This window comes from Gilliamella sp. CG25, assembly GCF_046635705.1.
GTDB classification, from domain to species: Bacteria; Pseudomonadota; Gammaproteobacteria; order Enterobacterales; family Orbaceae; genus Gilliamella; species Gilliamella apicola_I.
The window spans coordinates 180,487-192,739 of record NZ_JBIDFJ010000003.1 but is presented as its reverse complement, the minus strand read 5'-3'; the positions used below and the strand labels follow the sequence as shown (position 1 = coordinate 192,739).

The 12,253-nt window shown below is 36.1% G+C and carries 10 protein-coding genes and 1 tRNA gene; all 11 read right to left on the bottom strand.

Annotation, left to right across the window (positions count from 1 at the left end; genetic code table 11):
- Positions 1–250: 250 nt before the first annotated feature.
- The 11 genes from ACGH6P_RS03860 to atpG all read right to left on the bottom strand — a co-directional run bounded on the left by ACGH6P_RS03860 (position 251) and on the right by atpG (position 12,245).
- Positions 251–979, bottom strand: coding sequence for a type 1 glutamine amidotransferase (locus ACGH6P_RS03860; protein ID WP_411596753.1), 729 nt, complete (start codon positions 977–979; stop codon positions 251–253).
- 209 nt (positions 980–1,188) lie between these two features.
- Positions 1,189–1,264, bottom strand: a tRNA-Asn gene (locus ACGH6P_RS03855).
- 95 nt (positions 1,265–1,359) lie between these two features.
- The gene (locus tag ACGH6P_RS03850; RefSeq protein ID WP_267379586.1) at positions 1,360–1,935 is read right to left on the bottom strand and encodes a YiiX/YebB-like N1pC/P60 family cysteine hydrolase; all 576 of its coding nucleotides are present in this window, start codon (positions 1,933–1,935) and stop codon (positions 1,360–1,362) included.
- On the bottom strand, positions 1,919–2,506 hold the full coding sequence (locus ACGH6P_RS03845; RefSeq protein ID WP_220216296.1) for a biotin transporter BioY: 588 nt from the start codon (positions 2,504–2,506) through the stop codon (positions 1,919–1,921). The genes ACGH6P_RS03850 and ACGH6P_RS03845 overlap by 17 nt, the downstream gene beginning before the upstream one ends.
- Before the next feature lie 170 nt (positions 2,507–2,676).
- Positions 2,677–3,309 carry an MBL fold metallo-hydrolase gene (locus ACGH6P_RS03840; RefSeq protein ID WP_411596752.1) on the bottom strand — a complete coding sequence of 211 codons (633 nt, stop codon included), beginning with the start codon at positions 3,307–3,309 and terminating at the stop codon, positions 2,677–2,679.
- 4 nt (positions 3,310–3,313) lie between these two features.
- Complete coding sequence (locus ACGH6P_RS03835; protein ID WP_065558527.1) at positions 3,314–4,717, bottom strand: MFS transporter; 1,404 nt, start codon at positions 4,715–4,717, stop codon at positions 3,314–3,316.
- A 373-nt stretch (positions 4,718–5,090) separates the two neighbouring features.
- The gene (locus ACGH6P_RS03830) at positions 5,091–5,876 is read right to left on the bottom strand and encodes a TatD family hydrolase (protein ID WP_411596751.1); all 786 of its coding nucleotides are present in this window, start codon (positions 5,874–5,876) and stop codon (positions 5,091–5,093) included.
- 8 nt (positions 5,877–5,884) lie between these two features.
- Entirely contained in the window at positions 5,885–9,109 is a 3,225-nt protein-coding gene (gene recC, locus ACGH6P_RS03825) for an exodeoxyribonuclease V subunit gamma (protein WP_411596750.1), read from the bottom strand.
- Between the two features lie 382 nt (positions 9,110–9,491).
- The gene (locus ACGH6P_RS03820) at positions 9,492–9,917 is read right to left on the bottom strand and encodes a F0F1 ATP synthase subunit epsilon (protein ID WP_220216301.1); all 426 of its coding nucleotides are present in this window, start codon (positions 9,915–9,917) and stop codon (positions 9,492–9,494) included.
- 26 nt (positions 9,918–9,943) lie between these two features.
- Positions 9,944–11,326, bottom strand: coding sequence for a F0F1 ATP synthase subunit beta (gene atpD / locus ACGH6P_RS03815; RefSeq protein WP_065558531.1), 1,383 nt, complete (start codon positions 11,324–11,326; stop codon positions 9,944–9,946).
- 49 nt (positions 11,327–11,375) lie between these two features.
- Complete coding sequence (atpG, locus tag ACGH6P_RS03810) at positions 11,376–12,245, bottom strand: F0F1 ATP synthase subunit gamma (RefSeq protein WP_065558532.1); 870 nt, start codon at positions 12,243–12,245, stop codon at positions 11,376–11,378.
- Positions 12,246–12,253: the final 8 nt, after the last annotated feature.

The window sequence follows — 12,253 nt, the reverse complement described above, 5'->3', positions numbered from 1 at the left end:
TTTAATGATTGGATAATCAATAAATCAAATTGCCTAATTGACAAAGCCCTCCACCAATATCTTTCTCAATCTTACCATTATGCAAAGAAAGACCTTCTAAAAAACTTACGATTTTCCATCAGTTAATTTTACGTTTTAAGATAAAATACTCTTTATCTAATTTTAACCTCAATTTACTTCATTTTTCGGGGTTGTCTACTTTTAATATTTTGCATAATTTCGAACAACCAACCATGAACGATAATAGAATTTAATTTGTAGAAGCAGACAGATAGTATTGACTTAGCTTATCCAAAAAAACAAAGAGTTTATAATTCATTTTACTATAATCATGTAGGCGTAATTTTTCCTCTGTATCAACAAAACGATATTTAGCCGCTTGACTAAGGTCATTTTGCGAATGGGCAATCAACTTTTCAACTACCTCATGGGTTAACTCCATATGACATTGGAAACCATAAACCAATTTGCTATAAGCAATAATTTGCCGAGGACAGCCTTCACTATAAGCAATAATTTGCGCATTTTGCGTTAAACCTGGCATATCATTGTGCCAGTGACCTACTGCTAGCGTATCGCCGAAATGAGAAAAAAGCGGATTTTTTTTGCCTGCTTCCGTTAAGGTAATGGGGAATTTACCGATCTCTTTTTCAGGACTATGCTCGAAATGTGCACCAAGTGCTTCGCCAATTAATTGGGATCCAAGACAAACGCCAATCACGATTTTATTCGCTTTAATTGCTGATAAAATGAAGGTTTGCTCTGCTAATGAATCAAAATGGGCACACTCTTGTTTCGTTGTAGCAGGGGATTGTGGACCGCCCATAATAATAAGAAAATCAATATTATCTATCCTTTCAGGAAGTGGCTCGCCCAGATAAACTCTTGAATAGGTAACCGTATGAAGATGTAACTTAGCCCATTGTTCATAAGCACCTGGTGCTTCAAACTCTTCATGAAGAATAAAATGGATATGCATGGATAAAAATTTCCTTTCTTATTAATTTAACAATAACATTATAGATAAATTTTAAACATTTAAAGTGTTATCAAAAGTATTATGGGTAATAATTTTTTTAAAATATTATTAACCATTTTACTTTAAACACAATATTAAAATTTGAAAAGGAGTGTAATTGTCGGAAATAAAAAAACCTGCTATAAGCAGGTTTTAATAATTCGGTAAGTTGGCTCCTCCAACTGGACTTGAACCAGTGACATACGGATTAACAGTCCGCCGTTCTACCGACTGAACTATGGAGGAACCGAAATGTAGCGCGCATATTATAGATTAAATGGCTCTATGTCAATAGTTAAATTGTATTAAATGCTTTTTCGTTTTAATAACCTCCCTTTATTTTATTCAAGTGTTAGGATTGTCTTGAATAATTCCGTTTGCCTTAAGAGTTGTTGAGGATGAGATCCAAGCTGTTGTTCTGGGATCTTCTCTTTTAGCGAATGATAATAATCGATCCAATAAGGTAAAACTTGATGGGTCGTTAAATCTCTAAAATTCATCGGATATAAAGCAAAATAACTTTCATTGTGTTCATTTCGAAAAGCGTAGGTAATGAGTTCACTGCAATAAAGTCCAGCTGTATTTGGACGAAAGCTAGGGTTATAAGGTAGACCAATACATGATTTAGCTCGCTTAATGGCATTTTTAATCAACCCTAAATTATCAATTCGACCAATGATATTAAATTGTGCTGCATTGATAAAATGCGTCAGTGTTTGGTTAATGACCCCGTATTTTGGCGTTGCTTCAATAACGATATTATTTCCAATATATAATCCTACATGATTGATATTATTGGTTAACTCATCCACGTTACGTGTTGCACCAGAACAGGTGACAGCATCATTAAAGTCATTAACCTCGTTCAGACACTGGAAAATAATATCGCCTTTTTTTAAATCAGTGATTTTTAGCACGGTAACGCCATAAAAGGAACATGACTGAAGTTGCTATGATAAACTTAAGTGCATCAACTCCTGCAAAAGGGAGATATCCGAGTTTTATTGCCTCAATGAGGCTAATATGTAAATAACCAGCTAAATAAAGAACGCCAAATACAAAGATTAATTGATGTGCACAACCAAAAGTAATTAAACCGATAATAAAGTGGCGATCATAACCTTTTTCAGCTGCAAAACCTGCTAAATAAGCACTAAATAGATATCCATATAAGTATCCAGCAGAAGGCGATGTTAGTGCTATAAAACCAGCGCTACCATTAGCAAATAAAGGTAAACCTATTGCGCCTAAAAATAGGTATTGAATTATTGTTATAGTACCTAATTTACGTCCTAAACAAGCTCCGATAAGTAGTACTACTAAGGATTGCAAAGTAAAGGGCACGGGATAAGTTGGAATACTGATATTAGCTGCAAGTCCTAAAAGTAATGCCGCGCAGGTTGTTACTGACAGTTTACGTTGCCAAGATGATAAGTTAAATAGTGTTGAAATATATGTTGGATAATACGATATAACTTGTTGTTTCATAATTATGCTCTCTTTTTTGAATCTCATGACCGATAGCTTGATAAGCAATAATAACGAAATAATTTAAGTTGTAAACTATTTTTTGGTTAAATAGTTTACTTGTTATGTTCTTTGGTGAGCAGAGGATATCATCACACTATATTGCAATAAGTGTGATGAAAGATATTCGATTAAGCTAAAAAGGGATTATTGATACGCTCATGACCAAAGCTAGACATAGGGCCATGTCCGGGAACAAAAATGAAATCATCACCAAGTGGTAATAATTTATGTTTAATTGAAGAAATCAAATCGGCGTGATTGCCTCTCGGAAAATCCGTTCTTCCTATACTACCGTTAAATAACACATCACCAACAAAAGCGATTTTATCAGGATGATTAATAAAAACGATATGACCGGGTGTATGACCTGGGCAATAAAGTACATCGAGTGAAATATTGCCGACTTTGATTTTATCCCCTTCTTTTAACCAATAATCCGGTAAAAAGGGTTCAATATAAGGAAAACCAAATTGAATACATTGCTGAGGTAATCCACTAAATAAAAATTCATCTTCTTGATTTGAGCCGATGATTTTTACATCATAATGTTTTGCTAATTCTACAGCCGCGCCAACGTGATCCAAATGTCCATGCGTTAATAGGATTTGTTTAATATTCACGCTCAGTTTTTCCACGGCTTTTTTCAGTAATTCGGGTTCACCACCTGGATCGATAAAGGCTGCTTCCTTTGTTTCATCACACCAAATAATGCTACAATTTTCCTGAAAAGCAGTAACCGGAATGATTTGGTATTGAAACATATTGTTATCTCCTTGTTTCTTGATGATGAGCGGTTAAGTTTTGCCCATCTTGTTTTTTTAAAGCTGCAAACACAATGCTAGAAAGTATTGTGATAATTCCTAATATCATAAAAGTAATTTGAAAAGACTTAATGGTAGCGGTTTCCTCACCGACTAACCTAACAAGCACAGCACCTAAGGCGATACCGAAGCTAATAGCAAGTTGTTGGTTTACCGCCATTAAACTATTCCCACTACTGGTTGTTTCACCTTGTAAATCAGCTAAAGTGATACTGTTCATTGCCGTAAATTGTAATGAATTGGTACAACCAATGCAAAAAAGTAATAGACACATCAGGATGATCGGGGTGGATAAACTTAATTGTGACATTAATAAAATGAACGTTCCAGCCAATATAGTATTGCCAATCAAGACGTTTCGATACCCTAATTTAGCTAAAATTGTAGGAATAAACGATTTAATTGCCATTGAAGCTAACGCCATAGGAATTAATATCATTCCTGCTTCAATTGCTGAATAACCAAAGCCAACTTGTAATAGTAATGGAATTAAAAAAGGAACGCCTGAAATACCTAATCGACTAATCAAATTACCGATAATACCGATTTTAAAAGTGCGAATACTAAATAAAGATAATGGGAATAGAGGGGTAGTTGCTTTTTGAGCGTAGAATCGGTAACCAAACAGAAAGATTAAACTTATTATTGCCAAAAATAGTGAAATATAACTACTTTGTCCCTCACTTAGCAGCTCCAAACTTAACGTGGCACTAATAAATGTTATGGCAATAATAACAAAGCCCCAAAAATCAAAATAGATGCGTTCACCTTTAAGGTTTGGCATATATTTCCAAGCAATAATGATCCCGGCAATACCAACAGGGATATTGATTAAAAATACCCAATGCCAACTGATCATTTCAGCTAAATATCCGCCAAGAACAGGGCCGATTACAGGGCCTACCAATCCTAAAATGGATGAGGTATTTAGCGCTGATAAAAATTCATTACGTCGATAAGATTTAATTAAGACTAATCTGGAAACAGGTACCATCATTGAACCGCCAATACCTTGTATAACCCTTGAAATATCCATAAAAATAAGAGTATTTGATAGGGCACAAGACAGCGATCCAGCTGTAAAAAGAAACACGGCAGTCACAAAAACATTTTTTGTTCCAAAGCGATCGGATAATAAACCACTAATCGGAATAAACAATGCTAAAGTTAATGCATAACAGATTACCGCTGATTGCATATTTAAGGGGGATTCATGGAGATCTTTAGCAATCGAGGGGAGTGCCGTATTTAAAATTGATGTATCGAGTGATTGCATTAAAAATGCGACTGCCGCAATCCACGGCAACATTCGATATACCATAGGGGATAATTGAATATCATTGCTCATTATAGTGATTACCTATTATTGTTGCGATGATAGTTTTAAGGCTATCAATAAGATGATAGAAGACAATTTATCTCATATTACCTCGAAACGACTTTGTCGTCGATGAAATAAACCAGAAAGCATAATTTATTTAAGTTTTCTTTACAGTGAATTGGTGATACTTGTCGGTTTGGATTTGATTGGTCTATCTTATCAATACTTGGCAAGTAATAGATAGCGATTACGCATTGTGTAATATTCATAATGAAATTAAGTGGGTAAGAGACACAATTGCAAAGTCTAAAAATCGATTTTAACCAGTCAAAAAAAAACTGCCTTGTATCGCTAATGTTTGACGGTGATAATGCACATATAATTATAAAGCTATTTATAATTAATGCTTCAATGCTTTTTGATTGATTCGACTAAATAGCGTTAAGGTATTAGATAAGATTGTACGAAGTATTTCTGGTTGGGGTTCTTTGCGTAACTGACTTAAAACATGAAATATTTCAATGAGATATTCTGGGCGATTGATTTGACCTTGTCGACCACTTAATGGCATATCGGGGGCGTCGGTTTCAAGTACAAGACTTTCTAAAGGCAGTTGGGCAATGGTTTGGCGAGTTTTATTAGCGCGTGCGTAACTTATTACTCCCCCGACACCAATATAATAACCGAGTTTCACAAATTGCATCGCTTGTTGATAACTGCCCGAAAATCCATGTATGACACCCCGACAAGGTAAATTTGCTTGATGAAGTTCGTGGTACATAATGTCATGCGTTTTACGTGAATGAATCAAAACGGGTAAATCATATTTTTTAGCCAAGGTAAGCTGGGAACGAAAATAAAATAGTTGTTGTTGCCAATCAACGGTAAGATTGTATTTATCCAGACCAATTTCGCCCATTGCTACTAATTTTTTGGGGTTTTTATTAATAATATCGGATAATTTTTCTAAATCTGATTCTGTGTGTTGATAAATGGGATGTAAACCAAGCGCTGCATAAACTTCATTATATTGTTCGGCAAGGTGTAATATTGTATGAAAATGATTCGCAGAGACAGCTGGCACAATGAGCGCATCAATTTTTGCTTGCTGTATTTTGTCGATAGAATTAGTGATATCTGCGGTAAAAATCGGAAAATCAAAATGACAATGTGTATCAATAAACATAATGCCTCCTATTTTACCTTTTCTTGATGTAATAAAATGGGTAATAAAAATTGTCGAGCCGAATAAATAATCTGCTCAATAAGTGGATTGGTTAATTCAGGATATAATCGGGCATAATAATTATCACATTCTGCTGAATTGAATCCCCCTCCTTGCCAGGTGTTTTTAAGTTGATTGATAGCTTTTTGACTGATTTCAATCTCATTTGTTTTAGAATTATACGCAGATACTAACCAATTCCATGCACTTTGAATTGGGAAGAGTAACGGTTGATTAATACCTTGCAAATAGCCTTCGATTAAAGTTGTTAAAATAATTTGTGCTTGCTCAGGGTTTAAATATTCGAAACGCCATTCACTCTTTTCCCGACCATAGATGCGACTATAGCTATTCGTGTTTTCAGGATTGGAGATGCAATAAATAAGATGATCGATCCATAATGTCATGCCATCACGGATCGAAAGTTTCGATGGTCGCCATGTTAAAATTCCATCCTCTTGAACATGGGTTAACCAGCCTTGCAGTATGTAATGTTGTCCATTAGCAAAAAGGGTTAAATTGACCTCTTCGGCAGTTTGTATCAGGCGTTCTTGGCAAATTTTATTTGCTAACGATTGCATAGATTCATTTTGTTCATCATAAATAATCTGACCAAAGGCGCCGTCTGGTAACTCGCCGGTTAATGCTAATCGATAATACAAATCTGATTCTTGGATAGTGTGATCAATCAATTGATTTAAAATTTTTACATTAAGCTGGTATCGTTCAAAATTATCCAGATTAAAATTTTCAGCATCCGGTAAAGTATCATCAAGATAATTAATATAGAAATTGAATCGTTTTTGTAAAAAAAATCGTATGGAGTGTTGATAGAATCGTTTTAATTCATCAAGACTAATGTTATCAATCGTCATCGCCGAAATATCACTAATGAAGGATTGACTTTCTCCTTGCTGTTGTGCTGCCGGTAGCCATTCATTGGCATAGCTTTTAGGCGGATTTAAATAATTTTGAGGATTAAATGGTGTGCGCGTATGGATGACACGTAAATTATCGAAACCGTTTGAACTATCTTTGGTATCATTATAGTATTGAACGATATAATCCCATAACTCATCAATTAATACTGACGGATAACGTTCAGTATTATCTTTAATTTCTCGCCCAATATAACTCATGTAGAGTTGTTTTTGAGCAGATAAAATTGCTTCTAAAAAGAGATACCGATCATCTGTGCGACGACTTCGATCCCCTCGTCTTGGGTACTGAGCAATCAAATCAAAATCAAGCGGTAGCGATGTTCTAGGATAATCACCATCGTTCATGCCTAATAAACATACCACTTTAAAGGGAATCGAACGCATTGGCATCATAGTACAAAAATTGATTTTGCCCACTAAAAAGCGATGAGCTAAATGATTTTGTTCTAAACGTGATTGCATCGCATCATGCAAAATAGTCATCGATATGTTATCCGCAAAATTTGCTAACAGCCCACTGTCAATCAGCTTTTGCCACTCGTCTTGAATCATCAATAAAATAGATTCACGTTGTTCATTACTAATAAAAAAATCATTGAGTAATTCAAGGCAACAACTTTGCCATTCAACTAATGGTTTGGCTTGACTTAACAATGTTGACCATTTACGGACTATACTAATAAATTCAGCTAATTGACCAATAAGTTCAGCATCCAAACCAGTCGCACCATCATACGGGAGTATTTGCTGCCAGCTTCCTTGCTCACTGCTCATCGTATAACCAAGCAACAAACGTTCAAGTCCAAATAACCAACTATGGGCATTTTCAAGACCAAAACGAATACCCGATTCAATGATCCATGTCCTTAAAAGCGTTAATTGTGATTCATTGATCGAAAATTTTTCCGAAATTGCTGGGATCTCCAGTAAATTAAATAACTCTTCTGCCGTAAATCGACTTTGAGGAAAATTTAAAATCGCAAAAAATGCTTGCACAATGGGATCAATATTTCGAGCTTTCTGATCGGAAATAGTGAAAGGTAGATAACGTTGACCTTCAGCATTACCAAAAACGGCACGAATATAAGGGATGTATTTATCAATATCTGAAACCATCACAATGCAATCACGTAACTCTATGGTTGGATCAGCATCAAAGACAGATAGTAAATAGTCATAGAGTACTTCGACCTCACGCTGTTCGCTATGGCATGCATGAAACGAAATTGATTTATCGTTTGAGTCAATGTGAAGTGCAGTTTTATCTGACGGATATAGCTCCAGTATATCTTGCTGAATAGCATGTAATAAACAAGTGCGATCGTGATCAGCAAACACATCAATATCTTGTTTGTTTTGGAATTCTTGTAATAAAAACAGACAATCCCGACCTAGTTTTCCCCATGACGTTAAGAGTGGATTTGGGATTTTATCGGGTGTATTTTGTATGTCAGTTAGCTGTTTTTCGACAATATCTCCCCAATACCATTTGCAAGGATTGTTAAACATTAAATGTACATCGATATGTTTTCCAAGTGCTGAGAGTAGCGAAAGATAAATGGGTGGAAGGGAAGTAATACCAAAAATAAAAATACGGTCGGGTAACGTATTTAACCGTTTTTTATCAAAATGGTCATCCAGTAGGATATCAAGCATTTGCTGGTAGATATTTGCACGGTGATACGGCTGACTAATGGCTATTAATTGTCTCCACAGCTCAGCTTGCCAAATTTCATCGGGATGATGATTTAATTCGACCACGGTTTTATTCGATTCCCATTTTGCTAGCCAGTCAGGGCGATAAACTAAGTACTGATCGTATAAACGAGCAATACGTGTTGCCAGTTGATATAACTTTCTTTCTGTTTTATCTATATTGAGATAATGTTTGAGTGCGCTAAATTCCTGCTTATCAATGAGTTGAGGCAGCAAATAAAATAGACGCCAAGTCATGGCTTCAGGATTAAAACTGTTTTCAATAGGCGAATCGGGTAATAAAGCTTGATAAACTTGCCAGATAAACTGAGTTGGATAAGGAAAAGCAATGTTTGCCACAATACCGAGTGCATCTGCAAGCTCGATCTGCAACCATTGCGCCATGCCTTGGCTTTGTACGATCACCATATCGGGCATGAACACATTTTCTAATGGTTGTCTTTGCATCAATTCACTCACCAATGATTTGAGCAGATCGACTTGATTTGAATGATAAATGGTAAACATAGTCGCTTTAAATTCGAAAAGATTATTCAAAATTATCGCTGATAGTGAGTAATAAATCTAGTAGCCTATCTTCATAGAAAACAGATTTTGGGGCTGTATAATTTTAAACGTAATGGGGATCATCAAAGAAAAACACACACAAAACGTTCATAATTTATCTTACTCAAAGTAAATTTTGCAGTTTGCTTAGCAGTATTCTCATTTTTAATTTTTTTTATTTACGACATAAAAATTTAACAATATAAAAAAAGATGAATTAATTATTCAATTCAATTATAAAAGTAATAAACGGTTTTACTTCACAGTGTGAATATGAAGACTTGTTGTTATTGGGGTACTGAACAGGACTATTGGAAAAGCAGAAAAGATTACAAAATTAATTTTTGTAATCTTTTAGATTTTAATAACGAAACTATTGTCCAATACGGCGTGTTAATTCGATAACACGCATTTTAGCTAAAGCTTTTGACAATTCAGCAGAGGCTTGTGCAAATGACATATCATCACTTGGGTGATTAATATGTTCTTGGGCACGTCTGACTGCTTCTTGTGCTCTGGCTTCATCTAAATCTTCGCCTCGAATAGCCGTATCAGCTAAGATTGTTACTATATTAGGTTGAACTTCTAATATACCACCCGATAGGTAGATAAATTCTTCTTCACCATTGGGTTTTACAATACCCACCATACCTGGTTTAATGGTAGTAAGCAGTGGCGTATGACCCGGGTAAATACCGAGTTCACCTTCAATACCTGTGACTCTGATTCGCTGAACATCACCCGAAAATAGGTGAGATTCAGCACTAACAACTTCTAATTGATAGGAAGTTAGTGCCATAATACTATCTCCGTTCAATGAATCTCTTACAGAGATTTCGCTTTTTCAATCGCTTCATCGATTGAACCAACCATATAGAATGCTTGTTCAGGAATGTGATCATAATCACCGTTCATGATACCTTTAAAAGCACTGATTGTATCTTTTAATGGCACATATTTACCCGGTGAACCAGTGAACACTTCGGCAACGAAGAATGGTTGAGATAAGAAGCGTTGAATTTTACGTGCACGAGCCACGGTCAATTTATCGTCCTCTGATAACTCATCCATACCAAGAATAGCGATAATATCTTTTAATTCTTGATAGCGTTGTAAAATTGATTGCACGCCTCGTGCACAATCATAGTGTTCTTGACCAACAACCAATGGATCTAATTGACGACTGGTTGAATCAAGTGGATCAACCGCAGGATAGATACCTAATGAAGCGATTTGACGACTTAATACGATTGTTGCATCTAAGTGAGCAAAGGTTGTTGCTGGTGATGGGTCTGTCAAGTCATCGGCTGGTACGTATACTGCTTGAATTGATGTAATTGAACCAGTTTTAGTCGATGTAATACGTTCTTGAAGTATACCCATTTCTTCGGCTAATGTTGGTTGATAACCTACTGCTGATGGCATACGACCCAATAGTGCCGATACTTCTGTTCCGGCTAAGGTATAACGATAAATATTATCGATAAATAAGAGTACGTCTTTACCTTCATCACGGAATTTTTCAGCCATTGTTAATCCTGTCAACGCTACGCGCAAACGGTTTCCAGGTGGCTCATTCATCTGACCATAAACAAGCGATACTTTATCAAGTACGTTTGATTCTTTCATTTCATGATAAAAGTCATTACCCTCACGAGTACGCTCACCAACACCTGTAAATACAGAGTATCCAGAATGTTCGATAGCGATGTTACGGATTAACTCCATCATGTTAACGGTTTTACCTACACCTGCACCACCGAAAAGACCGACTTTGCCCCCTTTTGCAAATGGACAAATTAAGTCGATAACTTTAATACCGGTTTCAAGTAACTCAGTTGAGTTAGCCAGTTCTTCATAGGTTGGCGCTGCACGGTGAATAGCCCAGCGCTCTTCTTCGCCAATTGGACCTGCTTTATCAACAGGATCACCAAGTACGTTCATAATACGACCTAGTGTTTTAGTACCTACCGGTACTTCAATGCCGTGCCCTGTGTTGACGACTTTAAGTCCACGTCTTAAACCATCAGATGATCCCATTGCGATACAACAAACAACGCCACCACCTAATTGTTGCTGAACTTCCAGAACTAATTTTTCGGCGCCAGTTTCCACTTCTAATGCATCATATACCTTTGGTACTGCATCTTCTGGGAATTCGACATCAACCACCGCACCGATGATCTGGACAATCTTTCCAGTAGCCATTTTTATTCCTCTACGTCTTTTTCTTAACTATAAGCCAATATATTTAGCATTAACCTGAAACAGCAGCTGCGCCCGATACAATATCAATCAATTCATTGGTAATCGCACCTTGACGTGCTTTGTTATACACAATCTGTAATTCATTGATTAAATTTGCACCATTATCGGTTGCTGCTTTCATGGCCACCATTCTTGCTGCTTGTTCACTCGCTAGATTTTCTACCACAGCTTGATAAACCTGTGATTCAATATAACGACGTAAAATCACATCTAAAAGCGATTTAGCATCAGGCTCATAAATATAATCCCATGTTGAAGCAGTGAGTTTTTTATCTTCTGAATGCGGTAATGGTAATAATTGCTGAATAGTCGGTTTTTGCGACATGGTGTTAATAAATCTATTCGTTGCGATATATAATCTATCAATTTTCCCATTGTCATACGACTCAAGCATCGTTTTTACTGGACCTATCAAATCAGATAATTCTGGTTCATCACCTAAATTAGTCACTTGGGTTAAAATATTTGTTTTTACTGATGAGAAAAACGAAACCCCTCGTGAACCAATTAATGCGACATCTGCTTCTACACCTTTTTCCTGCCATGCTGACATATCAGCAACGACAGTTTTAAAAAGATTGATATTTAAACCACCACATAAACCACGATCGGTTGAAATAATAAGATAACCAACTCGTTTTACATCCCTTTCTTCTAAATAAGGATGTTTGGCACCTATTTGAGCTAACGCTAAATGTCCAATTACTTCACGAATCATTTCTGCATATGGACGAGAAGATGCCATTCTATCTTGCGTTTTACGCATTTTGGAATTGGCAACCATTTCCATTGCTTTTGTGATCTTTTGCGTACTTTGGATACTGGCAATTTTCGTTCTGATCTCTTTTGCATTAGCCATTTGTTACC

Bases quoted from the DNA above. Each gene is read 5' to 3' on its own strand.
- ACGH6P_RS03860 (WP_411596753.1), bottom strand. From the start codon at position 979: ATGCATATCCATTTTATTCTTCATGAAGAGTTTGAAGCACCAGGTGCT.
- ACGH6P_RS03845 (WP_220216296.1), bottom strand. From the start codon at position 2,506: ATGAAACAACAAGTTATATCGTATTATCCAACATATATTTCAACACTA.
- ACGH6P_RS03840 (WP_411596752.1), bottom strand. From the start codon at position 3,309: ATGTTTCAATACCAAATCATTCCGGTTACTGCTTTTCAGGAAAATTGT.
- ACGH6P_RS03835 (WP_065558527.1), bottom strand. From the start codon at position 4,717: ATGAGCAATGATATTCAATTATCCCCTATGGTATATCGAATGTTGCCG.
- ACGH6P_RS03830 (WP_411596751.1), bottom strand. From the start codon at position 5,876: ATGTTTATTGATACACATTGTCATTTTGATTTTCCGATTTTTACCGCA.
- ACGH6P_RS03820 (WP_220216301.1), bottom strand. From the start codon at position 9,917: ATGGCACTAACTTCCTATCAATTAGAAGTTGTTAGTGCTGAATCTCAC.
- atpD (WP_065558531.1), bottom strand. From the start codon at position 11,326: ATGGCTACTGGAAAGATTGTCCAGATCATCGGTGCGGTGGTTGATGTC.
- atpG (WP_065558532.1), bottom strand. From the start codon at position 12,245: ATGGCTAATGCAAAAGAGATCAGAACGAAAATTGCCAGTATCCAAAGT.